The 24,776-nt window shown below is 70.5% G+C and carries 23 protein-coding genes; 15 read left to right on the forward strand and 8 right to left on the reverse strand.

What is annotated here, in order from left to right; translation table 11 throughout:
* Positions 1–3 precede the first annotated feature (3 nt).
* Positions 4–507, forward strand: coding sequence for a hypothetical protein (locus AC068Z_RS06780; RefSeq protein WP_478552983.1), 504 nt, complete (start codon positions 4–6; stop codon positions 505–507).
* Here AC068Z_RS06780 and AC068Z_RS06785 read toward each other — a convergent pair.
* On the reverse strand, positions 485–1,483 hold the full coding sequence (locus AC068Z_RS06785) for a BtrH N-terminal domain-containing protein (RefSeq protein WP_478552985.1): 999 nt from the start codon (positions 1,481–1,483) through the stop codon (positions 485–487). The genes AC068Z_RS06780 and AC068Z_RS06785 overlap by 23 nt on opposite strands.
* Entirely contained in the window at positions 1,480–2,982 is a 1,503-nt protein-coding gene (locus tag AC068Z_RS06790; RefSeq protein WP_478552987.1) for a S1 RNA-binding domain-containing protein, read from the reverse strand. Before AC068Z_RS06790 ends, AC068Z_RS06785 begins: the two co-directional genes overlap by 4 nt.
* A 237-nt stretch (positions 2,983–3,219) precedes the next feature.
* Between AC068Z_RS06790 and AC068Z_RS06795 the strand changes: the two genes are divergently transcribed.
* The 4 genes from AC068Z_RS06795 (at position 3,220) to AC068Z_RS06810 (ending at position 10,141) form a co-directional block, all read left to right on the forward strand.
* Positions 3,220–4,512: a CehA/McbA family metallohydrolase gene (locus tag AC068Z_RS06795; protein ID WP_478552989.1), complete on the forward strand. Its 1,293-nt coding sequence runs from the start codon at positions 3,220–3,222 to the stop codon at positions 4,510–4,512.
* Between the two features lie 284 nt (positions 4,513–4,796).
* Positions 4,797–5,687: a hypothetical protein gene (locus AC068Z_RS06800; protein ID WP_478552991.1), complete on the forward strand. Its 891-nt coding sequence runs from the start codon at positions 4,797–4,799 to the stop codon at positions 5,685–5,687.
* On the forward strand, positions 5,687–7,849 hold the full coding sequence (locus tag AC068Z_RS06805) for a bifunctional serine/threonine-protein kinase/ABC transporter substrate-binding protein (RefSeq protein ID WP_478552993.1): 2,163 nt from the start codon (positions 5,687–5,689) through the stop codon (positions 7,847–7,849). The genes AC068Z_RS06800 and AC068Z_RS06805 overlap by 1 nt, the downstream gene beginning before the upstream one ends.
* 9 nt (positions 7,850–7,858) lie before the next feature.
* On the forward strand, positions 7,859–10,141 hold the full coding sequence (locus AC068Z_RS06810) for a bifunctional serine/threonine-protein kinase/ABC transporter substrate-binding protein (RefSeq protein ID WP_478552995.1): 2,283 nt from the start codon (positions 7,859–7,861) through the stop codon (positions 10,139–10,141).
* On the opposite strand, the gene AC068Z_RS06815 is transcribed toward AC068Z_RS06810, so the two are convergent.
* Positions 10,127–11,251, reverse strand: a complete 1,125-nt coding sequence (locus AC068Z_RS06815) for a PP2C family protein-serine/threonine phosphatase (protein WP_478552997.1) — start codon at positions 11,249–11,251, stop codon at positions 10,127–10,129. The two genes, AC068Z_RS06810 and AC068Z_RS06815, sit on opposite strands and share 15 nt — an antisense overlap.
* Positions 11,252–11,329: 78 nt before the next feature.
* Entirely contained in the window at positions 11,330–11,938 is a 609-nt protein-coding gene (locus tag AC068Z_RS06820; RefSeq protein ID WP_478552999.1) for a DUF2867 domain-containing protein, read from the reverse strand.
* Positions 11,939–12,034: 96 nt separating this feature from the next.
* Between AC068Z_RS06820 and AC068Z_RS06825 the strand changes: the two genes are divergently transcribed.
* The 4 genes from AC068Z_RS06825 to AC068Z_RS06840 all read left to right on the forward strand — a co-directional run bounded on the left by AC068Z_RS06825 (position 12,035) and on the right by AC068Z_RS06840 (position 15,603).
* Positions 12,035–12,592, forward strand: a complete 558-nt coding sequence (locus AC068Z_RS06825) for a TetR/AcrR family transcriptional regulator (RefSeq protein ID WP_478553001.1) — start codon at positions 12,035–12,037, stop codon at positions 12,590–12,592.
* A gap of 162 nt (positions 12,593–12,754) precedes the next feature.
* A complete protein-coding gene (locus AC068Z_RS06830) occupies positions 12,755–13,414 on the forward strand; it encodes an MSMEG_1061 family FMN-dependent PPOX-type flavoprotein (RefSeq protein WP_478553003.1) in 660 nt (219 codons plus the stop codon).
* Between the two features lie 148 nt (positions 13,415–13,562).
* A complete protein-coding gene (locus AC068Z_RS06835) occupies positions 13,563–15,116 on the forward strand; it encodes a M28 family metallopeptidase (RefSeq protein ID WP_478553005.1) in 1,554 nt (517 codons plus the stop codon).
* A gap of 106 nt (positions 15,117–15,222) precedes the next feature.
* Positions 15,223–15,603, forward strand: a complete 381-nt coding sequence (locus AC068Z_RS06840; RefSeq protein WP_478553007.1) for a hypothetical protein — start codon at positions 15,223–15,225, stop codon at positions 15,601–15,603.
* Between the two features lie 270 nt (positions 15,604–15,873).
* On the opposite strand, the gene AC068Z_RS06845 is transcribed toward AC068Z_RS06840, so the two are convergent.
* The gene (locus AC068Z_RS06845) at positions 15,874–16,722 is read right to left on the reverse strand and encodes a DUF4394 domain-containing protein (protein WP_478553009.1); all 849 of its coding nucleotides are present in this window, start codon (positions 16,720–16,722) and stop codon (positions 15,874–15,876) included.
* 451 nt (positions 16,723–17,173) lie between these two features.
* Here AC068Z_RS06845 and AC068Z_RS06850 point away from each other — a divergent pair, with 451 nt between their 5' ends.
* From AC068Z_RS06850 to AC068Z_RS06870, 5 genes are all read left to right on the forward strand, one after another.
* Entirely contained in the window at positions 17,174–18,277 is a 1,104-nt protein-coding gene (locus AC068Z_RS06850; protein ID WP_478553011.1) for a PucR family transcriptional regulator, read from the forward strand.
* A 116-nt stretch (positions 18,278–18,393) separates the two neighbouring features.
* Positions 18,394–18,918 (forward strand): SRPBCC family protein, encoded by a 525-nt coding sequence (locus AC068Z_RS06855; RefSeq protein WP_478553013.1) that lies wholly within the window; start codon positions 18,394–18,396, stop codon positions 18,916–18,918.
* Positions 18,918–19,979, forward strand: a complete 1,062-nt coding sequence (locus tag AC068Z_RS06860) for an LLM class flavin-dependent oxidoreductase (protein WP_478553015.1) — start codon at positions 18,918–18,920, stop codon at positions 19,977–19,979. The genes AC068Z_RS06855 and AC068Z_RS06860 overlap by 1 nt, the downstream gene beginning before the upstream one ends.
* Before the next feature lie 90 nt (positions 19,980–20,069).
* Positions 20,070–20,567, forward strand: coding sequence for a winged helix-turn-helix transcriptional regulator (locus AC068Z_RS06865; RefSeq protein WP_478553017.1), 498 nt, complete (start codon positions 20,070–20,072; stop codon positions 20,565–20,567).
* 151 nt (positions 20,568–20,718) lie between these two features.
* On the forward strand, positions 20,719–21,390 hold the full coding sequence (locus tag AC068Z_RS06870) for a hypothetical protein (RefSeq protein ID WP_478553019.1): 672 nt from the start codon (positions 20,719–20,721) through the stop codon (positions 21,388–21,390).
* Between the two features lie 4 nt (positions 21,391–21,394).
* Here the strand turns inward: AC068Z_RS06870 and AC068Z_RS06875 are convergent, their stop codons facing one another.
* The 3 genes from AC068Z_RS06875 to AC068Z_RS06885 all read right to left on the reverse strand — a co-directional run bounded on the left by AC068Z_RS06875 (position 21,395) and on the right by AC068Z_RS06885 (position 23,785).
* Positions 21,395–22,075 (reverse strand): hypothetical protein, encoded by a 681-nt coding sequence (locus tag AC068Z_RS06875; protein ID WP_478553020.1) that lies wholly within the window; start codon positions 22,073–22,075, stop codon positions 21,395–21,397.
* Between the two features lies 1 nt (position 22,076).
* On the reverse strand, positions 22,077–22,646 hold the full coding sequence (locus AC068Z_RS06880) for a TIR domain-containing protein (protein WP_478553022.1): 570 nt from the start codon (positions 22,644–22,646) through the stop codon (positions 22,077–22,079).
* A gap of 143 nt (positions 22,647–22,789) precedes the next feature.
* The gene (locus AC068Z_RS06885; protein WP_478553024.1) at positions 22,790–23,785 is read right to left on the reverse strand and encodes a hypothetical protein; all 996 of its coding nucleotides are present in this window, start codon (positions 23,783–23,785) and stop codon (positions 22,790–22,792) included.
* A gap of 281 nt (positions 23,786–24,066) precedes the next feature.
* Between AC068Z_RS06885 and AC068Z_RS06890 the strand changes: the two genes are divergently transcribed.
* Entirely contained in the window at positions 24,067–24,753 is a 687-nt protein-coding gene (locus AC068Z_RS06890; RefSeq protein ID WP_478553026.1) for a HalD/BesD family halogenase, read from the forward strand.
* Positions 24,754–24,776 lie beyond the last annotated feature (23 nt).

Here is a 24,776-nt window from a genome sequence, read left to right on the forward strand (position 1 = left end):
GGAGTGACGGACGGGCGGCTGGACATCGGATGGCTCCGCGGGTGGTGCGAGCGCACGCACTCTGAACTGTCGGGACTCAGGGGGTCGTTCGAAGAACGGCACGGCTACCCGCCAGGGATCAACGCGGTCACGCTCGCGACGGACGAGAGCCACGGGGCCACGGACGCGCTGGTGGAACTGACGCCGATCCCGTCGGACCTGACCACGCTGTACTGGGTGGTCGAAGAAATCAGCCTGCCAGACGTCCACTTCGGCCACTTGGTCCATCCTGCCTCGACAACCGCCAGCCACGTCCGTGAGTACGGGCTGATCCGGATCGACGGGGAAGAGTCCGCCCTGGTCTTCGCCAGCGACGGCGGCGGCCACCTGTTCGCGCTGGCAGGCTCCGGACGGGTCTGGCGGTCCACCACGGCCTCTCGGTCCGGCCAGTTCGACCTCGCGGCGGGCAGCCTCCAACAGTTCTTCGAAGAGCTGTCTCAGCGGATCAGCATGACTCGCGCCCCATGAGGCTGAGCCGCTGCATGGCCTCGCGCTCGATCCGTGACACATCGGCGAGGGCGGTGCCTGCCTGTGCGAGGTACTGCTCATCGCCTGTCTCGCCGGCCTTTGTGATCAGTGCCGCCGTCTCCGTCCACATGGCGGCTGCCTCGGCGTACAGCCTGTGGCCGGTGTGGAGGTGGCTGCTGCCGAGGAGTTGGGCGCACTCGGCGAGGAAGTCGCGGTAGAGGTTGCGGAACAGGGCCCCGCCGGTGCCTGCCCTCTCCATCAGGAGCGCCGCCTGCGGCAGGTCGCGCTGCGGGTCGTCGGTCCGCCGGAGCCATGTGCGTACGAGCTTGCCTGCCTTCTCGATGCCGCGGTAACCGAGGTTGGCGATGGGCGGGTTGAGGAAGGCGTCGGCGCAGGCGGTGATGGCGGGGATGACCTGGTCCTGCGGGGAGGGCAGGTTCTCCGGCACGGTGATGGAGAAGGACCGGTGCTTGGCGGTCATCGGACCGCGCGCTGCCCTGGCCTCGGCGAGGCTGGTCAGGCTGGTGGAGACGGCTCCGCCTTGCTGGTCGGTGTCCATCAGGTAGGCACGGTGGTCGTCGTAGCCGTACATGGCGACGACGTGGCCGCCGAAATGGACCTTCGATCCGAAGTAGTCCAGGTAGTAGCTGTCGAGTTGCAGGCCGACGGGGTGGCCCGCGTCGATGAGGGCCGTCACATTCGCCCAGGCCTTGCGTGGGGAGGTGGTCTCCTGGACCAGGAGATCCAGCCCGAGCCTGGTGGTCAGGTTGGTGGTGAGATCGAAGGGCTTGACCCGTCCACCAAGGAAGGGGAAGGGCATGCTCTTGCTGTCCCAGTAGACGAAGGACAGGCCCGAGCCGAGGCCGAAGAGCATCGGCTCGGACAGATCGAGCCCTTGATGCCGCAGCAGCACGCCGAGAGCGGTCGTCTCACAATGCTGTGCGCCACGTACGTCGATGTCTTTGACGGTGGTCATGCTGTCCCTTCCTGTGTGAGGGCCTGCACATGGGAGAGGGCGATGCGTCGGCGGTTGAGGTCGACGTCGAGGATCTTCACGAGCAGGGAGTCGCCGACTTGGACCATGTCGTCCGGGAGGGCCAAGGGCTCTTCGCGCAACTCGGTGGTGGGTACGAGCCCTTGGAAGCCGTCGCGCCGGTCCTCGATACGGACGAACGCGCCGAACGGCACGAGCATGGTCACGAGACCACTCACGACTCTGCCGACCTGCTCTACGAGCTCTGCCAAGGGATCCGTCTGCAATGCCTTCAGCGACAGTGACACCCGCTCTCTCATCATGTCGACGTCGAGGACCTCGGCCGAGATTTCCTGGCCGACGGTGACGACGTCGGTCGGGTGATCGACTGGCCGCCAGGACAACTCCGGAACGTTGATCATTGCGGTGAAGCCCCCGATGTCCACGAAGGTGACGCCGAAGTGGGCGACCTCCGTGACCGTGCCGGTCGCGATCTGACCGAGGTGAAGAGTCTTGAGAAAGGCCCAGTTCCGGTCGCCGGGGGTCGGCTCGGTCCGCCACCTCGCCCGCAGAACGCCGTCACTGTCGGGCAGCACAGCCGTGAACAACGGGTGCCGCGAGTCAACGTCCAGGGGCAGGGCGGCAGCGGCCCGGGCGCCCACGAGGTGGGCGGTCAGCGCGGGGTATTCCGTTTCGTCGACGATGGTGCTGGTGATCGCCCCGTTCTCGTTCTCCCATACGACTTCCACCACGCCCTCCTCGGGAAGCGCGGCGAGAACGGTCGGGACGTCGGTGAACAGGTCCGGCCAGACAACCAGCTTGGCGCGCGGGGTGAGCCCGGCGCGCACGGCGTCGAGGGTGTCCTCGGTGAGGCGGTGCCAGCGGGAGGCGTTGTCGACGTACTCCTCCTCCAACAGGGCCGCCTCCCGAGTCGCGATCGACCAGCGCAAGCGGTCCCAGAAGTCCCCGTCGGCGGGGCGCTGTTCGCCGGGCTCGTCCAGGTCCGGTTCGTAGGCTGAGGCCCGCAATCGTTCCGGGAACAGCCCAAGTGCCAGTGTCCGTGCGACGGCACTTTCGCAGGGCTTGTCGCTGCGGACGTAGACGTACTGGTCCCACCCGACGTGCACCGCGAACGCGTCTCCGGATTCCAGGCGGCACCAGGCGCCGTTGTCGCGGAGCATGGCCCGCACCAGCTCCAGTGCGACGCTGAGGGAGACCTCCGCGCCGTCGTGGAAGCCGCTGAGATCGGATGGGAAGAGTCCGGCCAGTCCGTGGCCTTCGACGGCCGGCTCCAGGCCGAAATGCACGTAACTGGCGATCTGTGGCTCGCGAATGGCGAGCCGGTCGACGTCGGAAGCCGCGGCGAAGGCAGCGACAGCCTGCAAGTAGGCGGACTCCACTGCCCCGTGGTCGCTGGTCGGCTCTTCACCGCCGATGTAGTGGCCGTGCTCGTCGCGATCGGCCGGATCGTACTTGGTGATCCGATAGACGAAGGGTGGCACGCGACTCCCTGTGATGATGCATGCTGCAGACTCGATCGTCCCATTCCTCACCGCCTACTGCGGCCCGCCGGGTCCTATGAACAGGCACTGACAATCCGAGGCGGGCGCTTTCCTGCGCAGGACGCCGCTGCCAGAGAAGGGCTCAACGACCTGTACGCGTGGCGAGGTCATCAAACGTTCACGCCTCGGAGCGTGCTCATTGTGGCCATGTTCCTGCCAAAGCGGTGGGATGGGCGTATGGGAGACGACAGACACCACCACAGTCACGATCCTCACCACGGACATCACCACGACCGCCCTCAGGGCAAGGGCTACGCGGTCGGCGAGGGTGGCCCCAGTCGGCGTTCGGTGCTCGGCGTGACGGCGGGCAGCATGCTGTTCATGGCCGCCGCACCCGGCACCGCGCAGGCCGCCACCACCAACACCGCCGCGGCGAACGGTGTCGCCGCCCTCGCGGCCGGAGGAGCATCACGCACCTCGCTGATCACCTCGGGGACCACCCTGGTCCACGCCGACCTGCACAACCACACCACCATGTCGGACGGCGACGGCGACCCCGCCCTCGCCTTCGCCTCGATGCGCAGCGCCGGCCTCGACGTCGCCGCACTCACCGACCACAGCGGCGTGTTCACCATCGGCGGTCTCAGCTCCTCCGAATGGAAGCGCACCGCGGACCTGGCCAACGCCGCCAACGTCCCCGGGGTCTACACCGCCATCCGCGGCTTCGAATGGACCCACGCGATCCTCGGCCACTCCAACGTGTGGTTCTCCGACAGTTACGTCGACATGTCACTCGCGCCCAGCATGAGCGCGTACTTCAACTGGCTCGACGACAAGGACGCCATCGCCGGCTTCAACCACCCGGGCCGGGAGAGCGGTCGCTTCAACAACTTCGCCTACAACTCCGCCGTACGTGACCGCATGGTCAGCCTGGAGATGTTCAACCGCGGTGACGACTACCTCTTCGAGGGCTGGTCCTCCGGCGCGTCCTCCCCGCTCGTCGCCTGTCTGAACGCCGACTGGCGCACCGGCCTGACCGGCGTCACCGACGAGCACGGCACCGACTGGGGCTTCCCCGAGGGCAAGGGCCGTAGCGGACTGTGGGTCACCGAGAACACCCGGGCCGGCGTCCTGGCCGCCATGCGCGCCCGGCGGTTCTTCGCCACCCGTGTCTCCGGGCTGCGCCTGGACGCCACCGCCAACGGCATACGGATGGGCGGCGACGTGCCCGTGACCGCCGGGGACGTCAAGTTCGCCGTCGACCTGGACCGGGGCGCCGAGTGGATCGGCAAGACCCTCAACATCCAGGTGCTGCGCCCGGGCAGCAGCGCCCCCACCGTCGTCGACGTCATCCCCACCACCGCCGGCCGGGTCACCGAGTTCACGGTCCCGATGAACTCCGCTGACGGCAACTGGGTGGTTCTGCGCGTCTCCGACCCCACCCAGGCCAACGCCTCGCCGGGCCCCGCCGGCCACCCCTGCAACGACTGGGGCGTGGCCTACAGCAGCCCGTGGTGGCTCCAGGGCTGACAGCCGACGGGGCTCCAGGGCTGACAGCCGAGGGGGCGGGAGTACCCGCCGTTCTCGCCCCGGACACCCGTGCCGACCGCGTCACGCGCACGGGTGTCCGTGGGGGCGCTGTGCACCAGGATTTCTCCGACCCGGCGACGACGGTGCAACAGCACAGTGCATGCTGGGGGCGGTGTTGCATGCTGTCGGCGGCCAGGCCGGCCATGCAAGGGGGGAACGAACCGCGGGGGGCGGAACGGATGAAGCACGCGTCGGTGAGACTTCGGTGCGCTGTGGGGATTGCGGTGTCGGCTGTCGTGCTGACATCTGGTTGTACGAGGGAGCAGACCGGCAAGGACTCGGGCGACAGGGCGTCGGGCAAGCCCGCCGCCACACGGGCGAGCGGTGCCGAGGACGACCCGGCGCCCGCTCCCGCGCCGACCGTGGAGGCCGACCCCGCCAGGATGCCGCGGACGCAGGAGGCGGCCAGGAAGCTGATCCGCGAGGTGATCGCCGGTCCCGAACTGTTCGGCGTCGAGACGAGACGCGACTCGCCCTACGAGAGCGATCCGAAGACCTGGTCGGTGCTCGACGACAGCTGCGTGTGGCAGCGTGAACCGCTGCCCGAGCGCGTACTGGCCACCCTCACCCGGCACTTCGTCCTCCCAGCCGCCCAAGGCAAGGGCGCGGTACGGATGTCGGTGACCGTCACCGTGCATCCGGAGACCGCCGACGCGGCGTGGGAGCAGGCCGGAATGCTGGAGGAGGCGCTGAGCTGCTCCGAACAGACCCTGAGCGAGGGCAGGAAGCTGTCCAATCTGTTCTCCAACGCCTCCGTGTGGGGCGAGGCCGGCAACAACTACGCGGAGGACTCCCTGTTCGAGATGGGCAGTTGCTCGAGCCCTGGCGACGGCGGGCCTTTCCCGTACCAGTACCAGCAGGCCACGTTCGGTCCCGTCGTGGTGTCGATGTCGGCCTGCGCGGGGGAGGGCTGGGACGCACGAGGGCTCCTGGAGGAGGTCAACGGCCCCGTGCCGCGGATGCTGTTGCGGGCGGAGGCGAAGATCGGGCGGCCTGTCGACGGGACGGGCTCCAAGGCCGATCCGGCCGCGCACACCGTTCCGGGATCGGCCGCGCACACCGTACCGGGATTCGCCGCGCGCACCCCCGCCGTCGGCATTGCGGAGGGCATGTGATGGAGCGACTGCTGCCCTCCGACCCCTCGCACCTGGGCGGAAACCGGCTGCTCGGGCGGCTCGGAGCGGGCGGGATGGGTGTGGTGTACCTGGCCCGCACTCCGGCGGGAGAGCTGGCCGCGCTCAAGGTGATCCAGCCGGAGTACGCCGAACAGCCGGAGTTCAGGGTTCGGTTCGCGCGCGAGGTGGCCGCCGCGCGAGGGGTGCAGGGCCCTTGGGTGGCCCGTGTCCTGGCCGCCGACCCGGACGCCCCGGCGCCCTGGCTGGCATCGGCCTTCGTCCCCGGGCCCTCGCTCGCCGAAGCGGTGGCCACCTGCGGCGCGCTGCCGCCCGGCGCGGTGCGGATCCTGGGCGCCGTACTGGCGCGGGCGCTGCACGCGGTGCACGGCGCGGGGCTGGTCCACCGTGACGTCAAGCCCGGCAACGTCCTGCTCGCCCTGGACGGACCACGTCTGATCGACTTCGGTATCGCGCGGGCCGTAGGCGAGCCGACCGCGCTGACGGCGACCGGGCTGGTGGTCGGCTCCCCGGGTTTCCTGTCGCCCGAGCAGGCCCGCGGACAGCTGGTCACGCCCGCGAGCGACGTCTTCTCCCTCGGCTGCGTCCTCGCGTACGCCGCCACCGGACGGCCGCCGTTCGGCCTGGGCGACAGTGGCGCCCTGCTCTACCGCGCCGTCCACGACGCTCCGGATCTCCAGGGCATCACCGACGCTCCGTTGCGCGCCTTCCTGGAGAGCTGCCTGGCCAAGGACCCTGCCGCCCGGCCGACGGCCGCCCAGGCCGATGCCGCACTGGCGCCCGGCGGGGTGGGCTCGGACATCCACTGGCTCCCGGACGCCGTGGTCCGGATGATCGCCGACCGCGCGGCCGGACTGCTGTCGCTGCCGGGAGTGCAGGCCACGATGGCCGACGCGCCCCACGCGGCTCCCACGGCCGGGGCCGCCGGGCCGTCGGAACCCGGCCGTCGGCGGGTGCTGTCGCTGGCGGCCGGCGGCGCGCTGCTCGCGGCGGGCGCCGGCGCGGGCGCGTGGGCGCTTCTGCGCGACGACGCGTCGGCCGGCGGACGGGTGAGGGCGAGACGGCAGTGGGTGCTAGGCGTTCAGGCCGATCTGTCGGGCCCGGCGAAGACGGCGGGACGCGAGCAGGAACGGGCGGCCCGGCTGGCGGTGGCCGAGCACAACGCCCGTAAGGACAGGCCCTTCGAACTGGTCCTGCGGGTCGAGGACGACGGCGGTGACCTGAAGCGGGCCCGGGCGGCGGCGCGACGGCTGTGCGAGAACCGGGACGTGTTCGCCGTGTTCGGCCCGACCGGCGCGCCCACGGCACCGGTGGTGGACCTCTACGAGAACGCCGGGCTGCCGTTGCTGGCCGTGTCCGAGCTGTCCATCGGCGCCATGTCGACGGCGCTTGCACGCAGTCCCCAGCACTACTTCCGGGCCGCGCCCCTGAACAGCTACACCGCGTTCGGTGTGGTGCTGGCCCTGGTGCAACAGCGGGCGGGACACCTGGGCATGGTCATCGACCGGGCGGGCAGGATCAGCGGCTGGGAACCGGCCCAGATGATGCACGGGCCCGCGGGCATCGCCGAACTGCCCGTCACTCACAGGGTGGTCCCCGCCTCCATCGCCGACGGCACACCCGTCGTCCGGAACCTGCTGGCCCGCGGCGCCGACAGCGTCTACTACTCGGGAACCCCGGAACGCGCCGCCGAGGTCGCCAGGTTCCTGCGCGCCCGGCGGTTCACCGGACCGCGCTTCCTCGACCCCTGTTCGGCGGGCGAGGCGTTCCTCGCGGCGGCCGGCAAGGCGGCGGAGGGCTGGCAGGCCGTGCTGTCCTGCTCCGATCCGGCGGCCTCAGCCGGCCGTACCTTCGCCGCCGCCTACGAGCGACGCCACCAGACCCGGCCCGGTCCCTGGGCGGTGGAGACGTACGACGCGGTCCGGCTCGTCATCGACCGGCTCACCGCGCTCGCCGGGTCCGGCGCCCGGCGTCCGTCACGGGACGCCCTCACCGACGCCCTGGGCAAGGCGACGTACCAGGGCATCGCCGGGACGTACTCCTTCAACGAGCGCGGCTGGCTGAACGCCGAGAACGTGTACCTGTACCGCGTGCGCGACGGCCGCTTCCGGTATGCGAAGTCGCTCACGGTCGAGGGAGTCTGAGGCCCCGGCATGCAGGCGCTACGAGCGGACGACCCCTTCGAGATCGGCGGGCACACGCTGTTGGCCCGCCTCGGCGCGGGCGGCATGGGGGTCGTGTACCTGGCCCGCACCGGTACCGGCGAACTGGTGGCCCTGAAGGTCATTCGCGCGGAACACGCAGCCGACCCGGCCTTCCGGGCCCGCTTCCGCCGCGAGGCCGCCCTCGCCGGACAGCTCACCGGTCACTGGACGGTGCCCGTGCGGGCGGCCGACGCCGAGGCCAGGGAACCCTGGCTGACCACGGACTTCGTGGCGGGCCCGGCGCTCGCGGAGGCGGTGACCGTGTGCGGGCCGCTGCCCCCGGCGTCGGTCCTCACGCTCGGCGCGCGGCTGGCCGAGGCCCTCGCCGAGGTGCACGCGACGGGCTTGGTGCACCGGGACGTCAAACCCGGCAACCTGCTGCTGACGCGTGACGGCCCCCGCCTGATCGACTTCGGCATCGCGCGGGGCGCCGGAGCGACCGCGCTCACCTCGGCGGACACCATCGTCGGCACGCCCGGCTACCTCTCGCCGGAACAGACCCGCCAGTACGGCGACGAGGTGGGGCCGCCGAGCGACGTGTTCTCCCTCGGCTGCGTGCTGGCCTACGCCACCTCCGGCCGCCCGCCCTTCGGCGGGGGCGACGCGCTCGCCGTCCTGTACCGCACGGTGCACGAGGAACCCGACCTCGACGGGCTGCGCCAACTGCCGCAGCCCGCACGAGACATGATCGTCCGCTGCCTGTCGCGCGACGCCACCGTCCGCCCCACGGCGGGCGAGGTCGCGGCGGCCCTGTCGGCGGCGCGGGACACTCCCGACCCGCGCCGACTGCGAGCCTGGGGGATGCCCGCGGACTCGACGGAGCCGGGCACGGGCAGCGGGACGGGGCCCTCCGACTGGCTCCCGCCGGGAGTGCTACGGCTGATCGCGGACCGTTCCGCACGCGCCCTCGACCCGCCCCCGCGCACCGCACAGGCGGCGCCGACGGACCCGGACCTTCCGGTCACCCGGCCGGCCGAGCCCGGCGACCGCCCCACCACCTCACGCCGTCGGTTCCTGCTGGCCGGCGGCGCGGGTGCGCTGGTCGCGGTGTCCGGCACGGCCGCCGCGATGTACCTCAACCGCCGTTCGCCGGCGGAGCCGGACACCCGCCCCCTGTACACGTTGGGGCTGCACGCCGACCTGACGGGCCCCGGCAAGGCGACCGGGGAAGCGACCCGGCGCGGTGCCCTGCTGGCCGTAGAGGCACACAACGCCCGATCCGACGCCCCGTTCAGGCTCGCCCTGCGCACCGCCGACGACCGCGGCCGGGCAAGCCGGGCGAGCACCGCCGCCCGAGGGCTGCTGTCCGGCTCGTCGGCGGTCGCCGCGGTGATCGGCCCCATGTCCGAGGCGACGGTGACCACCGCCGAGCCGCTCTACACGGCGGCCGGGACGGCGATGGTGCTGGTGTCCTGCGACGGCGGCGCGCTGTCACCGCTGGTGAAGCCCACCCTGTGCGTGACCCGGGCGACCCGGGCGATGCAGACGCTGCCGGTGCTGCACTACCTGACCAGCGTGCGCTCGGTGAGCCGCCTCGCCGTGGTGCGCGACCTCGCGGGCGGTGAGATCGCCGAGGGCCTGGCCAGAGACCTGACGGAGGCGCCGCCCTCCGAGGGGACGACCACGGTGCACTCCCTTGACGCCGACGAGGACGACGTCACGGCCGCGGTCACCGCGGCCCTGGCCACGCGGCCCGGCGCGGTGGTCTATGCCGGAACCTCGCCCGTGCGCGCTGCCAAGGTGGCCCGGCAGCTGGCCGAGGCCGGCTTCGAAGGAGCGAGGGCCACGGTCGAACAGGTGATGGACCCGGAGTTCCTGCGCGAGGCGAAACAGGCCGCCGAGGGCTGGGTCTTCGGTTCCGCCCGTACGGCCACCACCGCGGCGGCCTCCGGACCCGCGGCCCGCTTCGCCGCCGCCCACCGCGAGCGCTGGGGCGCCCAGCCGGCCCCCTGGGCGGCGGAGGCGTACGACGCCGTGGGCCTGATCGCCCAGACCCTCGGCGGGCTGGTCGGGCAGGGCACGGTGGGGCGGGGCGCCCTCGCCGCGGCGCTGTTCCGCCAGCGCTACGAGGGCATCGCGAAAACGATCAGCTTCGATCCGAGGACCCGTCTCTTGGACACGGAGAACACGAGCTTCCTCTACGAGGTCCGCGACGGCGCCTTCGGCTTCCTCGGGCGATACCAAGAGGTGCGCAAGAGGCAGGGGGAGGCCGCCGTATCAGGGCGGCAGTGATATCCGTTCGATGGCCACCATGGCGGCGTCATCGCCGAGACGGCCGCCGACATGGTGCAGCAGGTCCCTGCTCAGCCGCTGAAGCAGCGCGTCGGGGTCGTCCTGCACCGGCCTGGCGGCGAGCCGTTCCGCGAGCGGGTAGAACGTGCCGTTTCCGTCGCGGGCCTCGATGACACCGTCGGTGTACAGCAGCACGATGTCACCCAGCTCGAACGAGAACGCCTGCGTGGTCAGGTCGGCGTTCGCGAATTCGGTCAGCCCCAGCGGCGGGGCGGGCCGGCGGGTCGTGAGGAGGCTGATCCGGCCGCCGCGCAGCAGCAGGGGAGGGGGGTGGCCGCAGCTGATCAGGTGGAGGAGTGGTTCGTCGTCGGGGATGTCCAGCATGGCGGCGGTGATGAAGGCCTCGCCGCGGTCCTCGGCCGCGGATTCCAGTGCCGCGGGATCGTCCAGGTCCGAGGAGACGGTGCCCTCCAGGAAGGTGACTAGTGAGGACAGGTCGGCCCGCCGGTGGGCCGCGCCCCGGAACGCGCCGAGCAGGAGCGCGGCGTCCCCGACCGCCTCGAGGCCCTTGCCCCGGACGTCACCGATGACGAAGCGGGTTCCCCGTTCCGTGCGGGCGGCGGCGTACAGGTCGCCGCCGATCTGAGCCTCGGAGTCGGCGGCCAGGTAGAGCGAGGCGATACGCAGCGGGCCCACCCGGTGGGGGAGGGGTTTGAGCACGACCTCTTGCGCCGCGGTCGCCACGGACCGCAGTTGGGTCAGCTCCTTCTCGTGGCGCTCGCGCCGGGCGGCGAGCGAGGTCACCAGCACGGACATCAGGATCAGCGTGATGATCTGGAAGCTGTGGTTGAGGTCGGTGAGGCTGGTGCGTACGACCGCCACGACGGCCTGGGCCGTAACGGCGAGGGCGCCGATGGCCGCGGTGGCCCAGGGCCCGGCGAACGAGGCGGTGACCGCCGGCGCCGCGACCAGGAACGGTCCGAGGTGGACGCTGGGCGGGGCCAGGATGTCGATCACCGTGACGAGCAGGATCAGGGCGACCGGAATCGCCAGCAGCGCGCGACGTGGCTCCTGCGACAGCTGCAGCGTTTTGCGGTGTCTCGGAACCATGTCTTCTGGATACACCTCAACGCGCTCCGGCGCCCGCGATGGCCGGGACGTGGAGGGCCGGTGGTGCGGCGACGCGGGTCAGTGTGCCGTTCGACGCGCTGTGTTCTCTCGCCACTCCCGGCCGATCGAGCGCATCAGCGCCGGGTAGACCCCCAGGTACCGGAAGGGCTTGATGGCCAGCATGTACAGGGATCCGAGGCGGCCGTTGGGCTTGACCAGGACGGCCATCTGGCCGCGGTAGCCGCCGTCGCCGTCGGGAACCCAGCCGATGTGCATCACGCCGTGCATGGTCCCGTTGGCGTACTCGGCGGCCCACTCGTCGTGGGTGAGGAAGACGGAGGTGAAGGGCGCGGAGCGCAGGTCGGGCCCGCGCGGTCCCGTACGCAGGTCGTCGGGCAGCCGGTCGCGCAGCGATGCCACCCGGCCGCCGACGCCCGAGTCCGGCTTGTCCCAGCCGAGCAGCGCGCCGAGCTTCCAGCGCACCGCGAACAGGAAGCGGCCCACGGGGTTGCCGCCGTCCGGACCGTCCTTGCCGTTCGCCATCTGCGCGACCAGGTGATGCAGGTCGTCCGGGCCGCCGGGCGTCGGCAGCAGCCACAGGTCCTCGAGCCCGAAGTCGCCGGCGACCTCGTGAATCCGCCATGGGCGGGACGTGTGGTCGGTTGCGGGAAGGCGCTGGTCACTCATCACAGACCCCCTGTCTATACGGTGCCGTATAGATCGAGCATAGACCCATCTATACGGCTCCGTATACTCACTGGGGCGAGTGAGAGGAGACACACCATGGGCGCGATCCGCACGCCACGGGACAAGTGGATCGAGGAGGGCTTGCGGGCGCTGGCCGCCGGCGGACCCGACGCCGTCCGGGTCGAGGTCCTCGCCCAGTCGCTCGGCGTCAGCAAGGGCGGCTTCTACGGCTACTTCCGCAACCGCGCCGCCCTGCTGGAGGAGATGCTCGACACCTGGGAGCGCGGAGTCACCGAAGACGTCATCGCCCGCATCGAACGCGACGGCGGCGACGCCCGCGAGCGCCTCGGGCGCCTCTTCGACTACGTCGGGTCCGGCGACACCCCCGTGACCAACGCCGGGGTCGAACTCGCCATCCGCGACTGGGCCCGGCGCGACGACACCGTCGCGCAGTGCCTGCGCCGGGCCGACAACCGGCGCATGGACTATCTGCGCCGGCTCTACGCCGCCTTCTGCCCCGACGAGGGCGACGTCGAGGCCCGCTGCCTGATCACGTTCTCCCTGCGCATCGGCGACCACCTCATCGCGGCCGACAACGGCCCGCGCAGTCGTGCGGAAGTCCTCGCGGCGGTCCGGGCGCGGTTGTTGGGCTGAAGCGAGCCGATGCGAAGGCCCGCCTTCCGGGACGGCCTACGTGTGCCCGCCGGATCTGCACGAGCCGGCCTGATCGATACTCAGCCACCCGTGTAGTCGTCGGCACGTCCCCGCCCGCCCCGGCCATGATCAATAGCGGGTCGGCCCACTAGGGTCGGGGCCATGACAACACCCCTCACCGGCAGTGCCTTCGAGTCGCTCCGCGCCGATGCCGTGCCCGATCAGGAAGCGCTGCGCCGGGTCTACGAGGCCCCCAGCGACGCGGGCATACGCAAGCAGATGAGCGAACTCACCGAGCAGACCCGGCGGTTGATCGGCTGTTCCTCGCTGGTCTTCGTCGCCAGCGTGGACGCCGAGGGCAACTGTGACGTCTCTCCGCGCGGCGGCCCCGCCGGATTCGTCGCCGTTCTGGACGCGCGGACGGTGGCGATACCGGATGCGACCGGCAACAAGCGGCTGGACTCTTTGCAGAACGTCGTCGCCACCGGACGGGCCGGGCTGCTGTTCGTCATCCCGGGGCGCACCACGACGCTCAGGGTGAACGGCCGGGCCTGTGTCTCCACTCGCCCGGAGTTGCTGTCGCAGCTGACCGCCGTGGGCAAGCCGCCGGCCAGCGCACTGGTCGTGGGGATCGAGGAGGTCTACCCGCACTGCCCCAAGTCTCTCCTGCGCAGCGCGGCCTGGAAGCCGGAGGAGTGGCTGCCGGCGGACGCCCAGCCGACATCGGCCGAGGTGACGCTCGCCCAACTGCGGATGCCGGAGCTGACGATCGCGGACATCGAACAGGCGGAGGCGGACTCGCTGAAGTATCGGTACGAGTAGTCCCTGCCACTCCAGGGATCGCGCATGCTCCGTGCGGACGCCGAAGTTGAACTTCGTCTTGGCAGTGAGCAGTCACAGGGTTAACGTGCCTCGATCGCGTTCTCCCGAACTGTCGATCTGTCTGTTGACCTGCCGTGAGAGGACCACTATGTCCGCACGTCACAGAGCGGCGGTGACCGCCACCCTGGCCGCCGCCGCGCTCGTCTCGCCCCTCATCGTCGCCGGACCCGCCACCGCGGGCACCGACAGCCCGAGCTGGGCCCACCGGGGCGACGCACTGGCGAGGAAACTCGTCCAGGAGTCCACCGCCAGCAGTGCCTTTCGCCACCTGAGGGTCTTCCAGGCGATAGCCGACCACAACGGCGACACCCGGGTGGCCGGCTCGAGGGGCCACGAACTGTCGGCCGTCTACGTGGAGGCGGTGCTCAAGGCCGCGGGCTACAAAGTCACCCGTCACGAGTTCGACTTCGTCTACACCGACGAGATCGCCGAGTCCCTCACCGTGGTCTCGCCCACCCCGCGCGACATCCCCGTCCAGCTGATGACGTACACCGTCAGCAGCCCCGAGGGCGGCGTGACCGCGGACGTGGCCGTCGCCCCCGTCGACGCCGACAACACCAACGGCTGCGAGCCCACCGACTTCGCCGCCGGCGCCTTCACCGGCAAGATCGCCCTGATCAAGCGCGGCGGCTGCACCTTCGCCGTCAAGCAGGCCAACGCCCACGCGGCGGGCGCGGTCGGCGCCGTGATCTACAACAACACCGCGGGCCCGCTCAACGGCACCATGGGCGACGCGACCTCCGGCAAGATCCCCACCGGCGGTATCACGCAGGCGGACGGCGAGGCGCTGGCAGCCGAGGCGGCCAAGGGCCCGGTGAAGGTCACCCTCGACGTCCGCGAACTGCGGGAGAACCGCAAGACCTTCAATGTCGTCGCGGAGACCCGCGGCGGCGACGCGGCCAACACCGTCTTCCTCGGCGCGCACCTGGACTCGGTCACCGACGGCCCGGGCATCAACGACAACGGATCCGGCTCGGCAGGCATCCTCCAGGTCGCGCAGAAGCTGGCCAAGGCCCAGGGCAAGGTCAAGAACAAGGTGAAGTTCGCCTGGTGGTCGGCCGAGGAGTTCGGACTGGTGGGCTCGGAGGCGTACGTCGCCTCCCTGACCGAAGAGCAGAAGAAGCAGATCAAGCTCTATCTGAACTTCGACATGATCGCCTCGCCGAACGCCGCCTACTTCGTCTACGACGGTGACGACTCCGACGGCGTCGGCGCGGGCCCCGGCCCCGAGGGCTCGGCCCAGCTGGAGAAGGGCATCAACGACTTCCTCGACTCCAAGGGCATCCCGCACGAGGGCACCGACTTCACCGGCCGCTCGGACTACGGTCCGTTCATCGAGGTCGGCATCCCCTCGGGGGGCACCTTCACCGGTGCGGAGGGCATCAAGACCGAGGCCCAGGCAGCGAAGTTCGGCGGCCAGGCGGGTGTGGCGTACGACGTGAACTACCACGCCGCCGGTGACGACATCGACAACATCAACATGCGGGCGTTCGACATCAACATCGACGTCATCGCCGATGCCGTCGGCCACTACGCCTACGACCTCGAACCCCTCACCAAGCCTGTGGTCTCCACCCCGACGGACGGGGACGCGGGCAGCGGCGGCGGGCTGCACGACGGCCACGAGCACGTGACCGAGTAGACGACCCACGGACGAACGCGCTGCGGCCCCTGGCAGGGGGCCGCAGCCGCGCAAGAAGGCACAGACGCCACCCCCTTACCACCCCTCAGGGCGGTAGCGTGCCGGCATGACGTCAGCGCCGCGCCGTTTTCCGCCGTACCCGATCCGTGGCCTGCGCGTGCTGCATCAGAAGCAGAACTGCGCGCCGCATTTCGCCGAGATCGAGGTGGACTTCGAGCCGGCGGCCGAGGGCTTCGTCTTCGAGGTGGCCCCGGAGCTGACGGTGGACTACGAACCCGCCGACCACCTGCCCCGCTTCTTCGCGGCCGCCGCCACGGGCATCGAGGAGCAACTGCGCCTGCCCGAGTACGCAGTCCTGATCGCCACACGGGTGGTGCTGCGACGCGCCCGCGCCGACACGTTCGGCTCGCACGAAACGGCGTTCAAAATCGCGGGCTACCTCGCCGCCCGTAAGGCGTTGGAGCGTGTGGGGTGCCCGCGAGTCTGAGCGGTGCCCCCAACTCGCCGACCGCACACCGGCTTCCCGCGCAGCGGTGGCGCTCTCAGGTGCGTGTCCTCACGCGGGGCGCGATCTTCATGTGCAAGCACACACGGTCCTGCCCGGGGCGCCGTAGCCGCTGTGCACGGGCAGGCCGTCGATCTCACGATCGCCCTCTTCGAAGTCAAAGCCCCGGGCCCGATTACGCACGAGTGGTGTGGCCGGTTCGCCGCGGTCCGGAGGTGGCGGCCGCGGCGAGGGCGGGGCGACGGCCGGGGGTCAGGTTCCGGTGAGGGTGATGGCCAGGTCCGTGATGTTCAGCGGGAACTGGTTGATGACGGTGGCCTGGCCGGTGAGGATGTCGATGCTGTACAGCGAGGGGGTGGACGCGCCGTACGGGGTGAGGGAGGCGAAGGCGGCGTTGGCCACCGTCTTCCCGCCGGACTGGGTGCTGAAGATGTCCATGCCGGCGTTGATTCCGGCGTCGATGCCGAGGCTGCCGGTGGGGGCGAGCGTGCCGTTGTTGGCCGGGGACTGCAGGACGACCTGGTCGCTGGTCGTGTTGATGTCGACCAGGGTGGTCCCGGTTGCCGCGTTGAGGTCGTTGTTGGTGTAGGCGGCGGCCGAGACACCCTTGGTCGTGCCCTCGGTCGGCGGGGTGGTGAGGTTCAGGTCCTGGATGGTGCTGTGGTCGTTCAGGTTGTGCCGCAGGTTCTGGCCGTTGTCACCGATGACGCGGAGGCGGTCGGCCGCGGGGTTGAAGTCGACGCCGAAGTTCGTGCCGTTCAGCGCGTACTGGAGTTGCGACACCTTGGTCACCACGGCGTCCACGGTGGCGGGCGGGGTCTTGATCGTGTAGATGCCGCCCCTGTTGCCGACGCCGTACATCAGGCCGTCCTGCGGTCGGATGTCGATGCCGACCAGGCCCGTGTCGCCGGTGAGGCCGGTGACGGCCCTGACCCAGTCCAGGATCTGCGGCCGGTCGGTCGTGAAGGTGGCCATCAGGGTGCCGTCGCCGCTGATCCCGAAGGCGCGGAGGCTGGGCGTGGCGGCGGGGGCGGCCGAGCCGCTGCCCGGTGTGCCGAGCATCAGCGCCGTCGATGTGACCGTGACCGCGGCTGCCGCCATGATTCTTTTTCTCGCACTTGCATTCATCTGCGTTTCCCTCCCGTTTGGGCACGTGCCGATCGAGGCACTTGGCCGATAATTCCCTCCAGCCCGCGTCGTTGATTACCGGACGGGCGTGAGAGCGGTTCCCATTAAGGCCACTTCACACTTCCTCCACAAGGAGGAGAGGTGACTTGAACGCCAGGATCCGGGAATTTTGCGCACTGTGACAAAAGCCCTGTCGGCCTGCTTGCCGCTGTTTTGCGCGGAGTGATGAACACCGTCCGGATCTCCTCTGTCGGGCGGTCTTCCCCACTGGCATGCTCGCGTTCATGGGGAGCCTCTTCGCCGAACTGGCCCGGCAGGCGTCGACCAACGCCCGCCGTGAGGTCGAGACGTACGCATCGGAGATCCGGAGTTCGGGTTCCTGGACAAGGACCCCCGGGCGCGGGCCGAGACGCTGGAATACTCGATGTGGTTCCGGCGCCGTACCGTCGAACTGTCACCTGACAACAGCGAGTTGAGCGCGGACGATCTGGGTTGCATCACGTCGATGGGGGAGCGGCGGGCGGCTGCCGGGATGTCCCTCGACGCGCGGCAGCGGGTCCTGCGCGTGCACACCGCGCTCATGCTGCGGGAGATCAACGAGGCGACCGAGGCCCAGCGCGGCGGAGACGTCGACGAACTCATGCGCATGATGGCCTGGTTCGCGCCCCAGGGCGAACGCGGCATCGGCGCTTACCGCCAGGGATTCGTTCGCGCACTGCGTCGCCGAATTCCGTATGCCCAGCAGGTCGCCCTGCTGGCCCGGTCATTGCTGGACCGAGATCCGATTTCTTCAGAACTCGCCGAGGCTATCGACATGGAACTGCCGGATCATTGCGCGGTGACGGTGTTCTGGCTTCCCTGCCCGCCCACCGGCAGCCGCTTCCTGGAGAATGAGATCGGGTCGCTGGCGAAGAGCCATCGGGCGCCGGTCATGTGGGGACCGGAATGCGGCGACACGGGCGGTGAGTTGATCGCGCTGATTCCCCTGCCGTCCGGCGGCACAGCAGCGGACGAGGCGGCGGGGCGCGATGCTGCCGACCTCTTGTCCGACCTCGACACCGGCCACCTGTCTGCTCTCGTAGGGGACTTCGCCTACGCCCTCGGCCGTCCCTGCGCCGTCGGCACGGCCGCCGCACCGCTGTCCGGGCTGGCCGGCGCTCTGGAGCGTGCTCGGCGCGTCAGCCGGGCAGCTCCGCTGCGGCGGGTATCCGCTCGGCTGCGGCCGTGCACGCTGGCCGATGTGTTCGTCGAACTCGCCGTCGCAGAACTGCCGTTCGTCGACGACTGGCTCCGCGCGGTGGTCCGCCGCCTGGAGGCCGCCCCCGACCTCCTCGCCACGCTGGACGCGTACTACCACCACGACATGCACCGCGGTGCCACGGCCACCGCACTCAACGTCCACACCCGCACCCTGGACTACCGCCTGCGCCGGGTCCGAGAGCTCACGGGAATCGACCCCGGCTCCACTCGGGGCGTACGCACGCTGAGTGCCGTGGTCGGCCGACGACGGTCGGGAGCGTGGCGCTGAACCCGCCGAGTGACGGTCAACTCCTCCAGGGGAACCGCTCACTGCGCTTGGCATTGACTAGTGAGTCTATCTACGCAACTGTACTGCTCATCGACTCGCTGAGGAGGCCGCAGGCCATGGAGTGGACCGGCGCGCGCTACGCGGACAAGCCGACGGTCGAGGTGCCGATCTGGATCGCCGCACCACCGGAACGGGTGTGGGGGCTGGTGTCCGACATCGAGCTGATGCCGCGGATGAGCGCGGAGTTGCAGTCCGTGGAGTGGCTGGACGGGAGGACAGGACCCGCGCGGGGAGCCCGGTTCGTGGGCCGCAGCAGGCACGAGGCGCTGGGTGAGTGGTCCACGACGAGCCATGTCACGGAGTACGAGCCGCCCAGGGTGTTCGCCTGGGCGGTGGAGGATCCGGAACGGCCCTCTGCGATCTGGCGGTTCACCCTCGAACCCGAGGACGGCGGGACGCTGCTGCGGCAGTGGATGCAGCTCGGGCCGGGCCGCTCCGGTCTCTCCTTCGCCATCGACCGCATGCCCGATAAGGAGCAGAAGATCGTCTTCGTGCGGATGAGGGAGTTCGAGACCAACATCGGCGTCACGCTCGCCGCCATCAAGCAGCTCGCGGAAGCGTCCGGGAAGGTGAGTGAGTGATGCGTACGTCCACCACGGTCGAGGCGTCCTGGGGCAGTTGGCCGGAGACGGTGGACTTCGTCACCGAGGCGGAGAAGCTGGGCCTGGACATCTGCTGGGTGGCGGAGGCGTGGGGTTCCGAGGCGCCGGCGCCACTCGGATATCTCGCCGCGAGGACGGAGCGGATACTGCTCGGGTCCGGGATCATCCAGCTCGCCACCCGCACACCGATGGCCATCGCCCGGGCGGCGATCACCCTGTCGCAGATCTCCCAGGGTCGCTTCCTGCTGGGACTGGGACCGTCCGGACCGCAGGTGATCGAAGGACTGCACGGGGTCTCCTTCGCCCGGCCGTTGTCACGGATGCGGGAGACCGTCGAGATCGTGCGGCAGGCCGTCGCCGGTGAGAAAGTCTCCTACGCCGGGAGGGAGTTCCACATCCCGCTGCCCGGCGGGGACGCCAAGCCCATGCGCCTGTCGATGCGCGCCGAGCACGACATCCCGATCTACCTGGCGACCCTCTCGCCCAAGATGCTGCATCTCACCGGCGAAGTGGCCGACGGCTGGCTCGGCACCAGCTTCGTGCCCGAGGGCGCCAAGGAGGCGTACTTCGACCACCTGGACGCGGGCCTCGCCGCTTCCGGCCGCTCACGCGCGGACCTCGACATCTGCCAGGGCGCCGAGGTGTCCTTCGCCGACGACGAGGACGCGCTGCGGGCGATGGTGGCCGGCCGGAAGAAGGAACTGGCCTTCAGCCTGGGCGGCATGGGCTCCGCGAGCACCAACTTCTACAACAACGCCTACAGCCGCCAGGGCTGGGCCGACGTGGCCGCCGAAGTACGCGAGCGCTGGCAGGCCGGCGACCGGGACGGCGCGGCAGCTTTGATCACCGACGGGATGGTGCTCGGCACCACGCTCATCGGTACCGAGGACATGGTGCGGGACCGGCTGCGGGTGTGGCGGGACGCCGGCGTGGACACCGTCCGCTTCTACCCTGCCGGCGAGACGCTGGACGCCCGGCTCACCACCCTGGGCCGCGCCCTGGACCTGGTCCGCGACATCGAGCGCGAGCCGGTCAGCTGACCCGGACGCTCGCGGACGCCACCCGTCGGTCGGACGGGTGGCCGGTGCCGAGGCTGCTGGGTCCTATGGTGAGACCTATATGCTCAGGCCATGAGGCGCACCTCTTTCGCGAACTGGCCGTGCTCTGTCGCCCGCACCATGGACATGCTCGGGGACTGGTGGACGCCGCTGGTCCTGAGGGAGGCCTTCTACGGCATCAAGCGGTTCGACGCCTTCCAGCAGGAGCTCGGCATCGCTCGCAACACCCTGACCGACCGTCTGCGCAGACTGGTCGACGAGGGGCTCCTGGAGAAGAAGCCCTACCAGCAGGAGCCGGTGCGCTACGACTACGTGCTCACGGAGAAGGGGCGCGACTTCTTCGGTGTGCTGGCGGCCATGAACGCCTGGGGCAACCGCTGGCTGAGCGGTGAGCAGGGACCGCCGGTGGTCTTCCACCATGACCGCTGCGGCCACGAGGGCGACGCCGAGGTCGTATGCGCGTCGTGCAAGGAACCGATGACAGCCGACGACACCCACCCCCGCCTCGGCCCCGGCTATCCCCGGCATCTCGCCGAGCGCCCGGACATCCAGAAGCGCTTCACCGCCTGAGACGGTGGCGCTCATCGGCATGACGCTCGTCAACCCGCTCATCGCGTTCCCGCACCAGTGGGTGGCGGACAGCAGCAGTGCGCTAAATCCTTGATCATCTTGGTGCCGTAGCGGGTTACGGTGGCGCCTGCCACTTGGCATCCACCGCTTGATGAAAGGCAACTTCGTGAGCACATTTGACGGTTCGCAGTCGGCGCCGACCGTGCGGCCTGGGGACCTTGAGCGGCTTCTGGTCACGGCAGCGGATCTGGCGAGCGCGAGCCTCGACGACTTCACTGAGCTGGCGTCGCCCTCGTCCGACGAGGACCCGCCGCCGATGACCGGTCCGACCCCGGCACTCACGGCCCTGCTGAACAGGGCGTTCAGCGACAAGGCCGCGAGAGAGGTCAGAACCTCGTTCATGAACGCCGACTCCTCGATAGTCGTCGACGAGGGAGTCTCGGAGCGGGCACCAGGGGCTGCCGAGGCCTGGATGGCCGACATGCGGCAGGTGTACGCCCAGTGCACTGACTGGACGATGAACATCGGCGATCAGGAGATCACCGTGCAGGTGGTGGACCCGGCCGATGATCCGAGCAACCCGCTCCAGGTGGAGCAGAGGTTCGGTGACGAGGCCTTGATGCGTACGATGCTCGCCGGTCCGGCGGGGCAGCAGGCCCAGATCACCACCCTTCTGGTGCGCGACGGTGACCGGGCTCTGGAACTGACGTTCCGTAGCTTGGCAGGCGAGCCCGGTGGGTCCGAGGCGGCGCGGCTCGCCACCGCGATGTCGAAGTTCCTTGAGCTGGCTCCGGCAAGGTTCCTGAGTCCGCCGCTCGGCTAGGAGATCACGTCCTGTGGGACGTGGGGATGTGACGAACGGGCACCAAGCCGGGCAGGTCCAGAGCGCGGCCAAGGGCGGACGTGACGGGGGCTGCGTAGTGCGGCAGCTGCTGGGAGGTCCAGGTGGCGGCCAGCCGGAGGAAGTCGATCAGGTCGCGCTCCGCGCCGTCCAGCAGGCGACGCAGGTCGCTGGCGGACACCTCGATCACCGGGCTGCTGTCCTGCTCGGTGTCGACGGTCAATCGGACGACGTCGCCGTGGCGTTCGGCGAGGGGCGAGGGATCGTGGCCGAAGGACGCCCAGCCCTCGCCGTCGACGACCTCCAGCCAGTCGCGTCTCTCGTCCAGTCCGTTGCAGCAGCCCGGCAGGAGCGTCGTGCCGGTCGCCGTGTCGGTGATCTGCAGACCGCCGGAGGCGAAGAGGTCGTCCATGGTGAGCAGTCCGTGCAGGAACGCCCCGATCGGGTCGGCGGGCCGCGGTGGGCGACCGTCGTCCCCGGGATCGATGTCGTTGCAGGCGGCGATGCGCATCACCGCGGTACCGACCTCGAGCGGACTGAGCCCGCCGCTGAGCGGAAGGAAACCGGACGGCGCGGACTCGGCGACAGGCCAGAGCGTGAAGCCGTCGGTGGCGTAGACCTCCAGGACGGCTGAACAACGCAGTCGCCACGGCCGGGTGACCCCCATGTCAGGCCCCCGCGGCACGCCGGGGCGCGCGAATGAGCCGTACCAGCCGCGTGACCTCCCGGTCGTAGTGGTCGGTGCCCGGCCCGGTGAGGTCGAGCGGCTGGTGGATGGCGGCGAGCGGGGGCAGCGGGTCCTGGGTGGTGCGTGCGGGAACGAACCGCAGGCCGCCCTCGTACGTACGCTGCAACAGCGCCGCGTACTCGTCACGGGCGCGCAGGTCGACCATCGTGCCCGAGCCGAACACCAGTACCCCCCAACCGGACTCGGCCAGCGCGCGTTCGGTCTTCAGCAGCGGGACCAAGCCGGGTTCGACCCAGCGCACCAGAAACACATTGAGGTCCGCCTCGCGCAGTCGGCGGGCGAGACATTCCGCGGCATCGGCGTCGCCCGCGGCGTGCGCCACGAGGGCGTCGTACGGCCCCTGCGGCTGGGGCGGTTGCGGCGGCTCCGGTGTGCGCCCCGCACCGGATCGCCGCCCGCGGTACTCGCGATACGCGAACCACACACCCGCCGCCGCGGCGAGAACCCCCGCGATCCCGATCACCAGGTTTGCCGTCTCGACCCCCGTCATGACCAGGAGTGTAGGGGCGGTGACCGACTGCGGGGGCGGGTTCAGGTCGGGCTGCCCGTGGCCGGGCGAACGACGGGCCCGCGAGGCTTGGGTGAGGAGCAGCCGCCGCGACGGAGTCGCCCGGCGCGGTGTTCGGGGGCGACCTAGGAGAGAACCCAGCGGGGCGGATGGCCGGGGTCGGCCGGGCAGGTGAAGACGTGCAAGTCACGGTCCCGGCCGAAGCGGAGTCGGGTCGGCTGGGCGACAGAAGAGCCGCCCTGGATCGAGTCCCTGCCCCGCAGTCGCGGGTCGCGGTCCTCCAGCGGTACCCAGCTGTGCGAGCCGGCGTCCGCCTCGTAGCCGTCAGCGGTCAGCAGCAGTCGCATCGGGGCGGCGCAGGACGCGCAGTCGATGGTCATGGGGCCGGTCGACGCCCAGCTCGGGAAGCCGTCGACCCGCCAGCCGGGCGGGATCGAGAGGTCGCCCTGATAACTCGGAGCGTCAGGGCCGTGCTCCGCCGCCTGAGCGTCGTCCCACTCGTCGATGAGCGCGATCAGGGAGGCGGGCAGCGTGTCGTCCTCCGCCCAGGGGTAGGTGTCCACTTCTTCGGGATGCAGTACACACGGCTCGGGGAGTTCGTGCTCCCAGCGCAGCATGGGCACTTCGGGCGGGGTGGTGAGAAGGCACTCCGCGCGCTCGGTCTCCGCGGCCCGCCGCCACCGCAGGTGGTATCGGCGTTCCAGGTGCGGACCGTGGGTGAGCGGGCAGCGGAAGAGCTGCACCAGGTCCGCATCGTCGGGCCCGGCCGCCAGACCGGGGATGTCCCGGCGGAAGAGCTGAGCGAGCCCCAGGAACGGCACCGGCTCGTCTCCCCGCGCCGTCCCGTCTGTGGGCCACGGTCGGCGCCGCGGCCGTACGCCCTCGGCCCGGGCGCTGCGGATCTCCTCCGGCGCGTACCCCTCGCTCTCGGGCTGGTGCGGTTCGTGGCAGACCGGCCACGGGTCGTCCTCCGGCCACAGCATCGGCCCGCCGACGTGGCTCTCGTGCATACCTGGCCGCCCCGGCCTGGGGTGCAGCCGGGTTGTCCGGCCACGATGGGCGGCCAGTTCGGGGAACACGGCCTCCACGGCCACGGGCCTTGGTGGCGTGGTCTTCGTCATGCCCAGACCGTACGGGGACGGGTATGCGCTGTGCGAGTGCATTCCCGGGGGCTTCGTGCGGTTCACGGGCCCGGAGAGGATGCCAGGGGGCCACGGGGACCAGCAGCATCAACGGAGTTGGCTGTCCTCGCGCCCCAACGTGCGTCCGTGCCCCGGCCGTGGGGCACAGTTCGCCTCGGACCGACGCCGACATTCGGTCGTTCGACCGCGCTGGGGCGTGGGAGTGGGTCGGGGCGGGGAGGCAGACCGGGACCTGCCGACGAGCGACAGGGAGTTCGCCAGTGCCCCAACTCCTCGACACCGACGCACTCTCGCGCCTCGCGCCCGACGCCGGACACCGGTTCGCGGCGGACGGCTACTTGGCCCTCCCCGGCCTCCTGACCGTCGAAGGGCTCGCCAGGCTGAGAAGGGAAGCGGACAGGCTGGAGGCTCTGGCACGGCGCCGTGACTTCACGATGGCGTGCATGGACGAATCGCCCCGGCACATGCGGACCCTCGGCGGCCATGTCATCGGTGAGGCGTCCGAGTTGATCCCCGCCTTGTACCGGGACCGCAGCCTCATCGACCTGGTGGGCCGGCTGGTCGGCGAGCCGGTCACCGAGGTCGCCGATCCCGTCGAGCGGCACGTGCTGAACATCCTGCACCGGGCCGGCGATACGCATGGCGCGCACACCGATGATTACCCTTACGCCCTCGTCTTGTTCCTCGAAGCGCCCGCCGAGCCCGCCGAAGGCGGACTGGTCCACTTCCTGCCCCGAGCCGCATCCCTGCGGGAACTGGACACCGCGCGGGCCCGTACCGCTCACCACCGACCCGGAGACGCGTACCTGCTGCGCAGCGACACCACCGCGCATCGTGTTACTCCCCTCGTCCGGTCGGGGCTGCGTCGTACCGTGCTGAACTTCGCCTACACGACCCCGACAGCCCTGCCACGCCCGACCCCGTCCGCCGCCGAGCTCTACGAGTGACACCGCACCGGTAAGTGGTGTGC

The organism is Streptomyces sp. NPDC043726 (genome assembly GCF_056436565.1).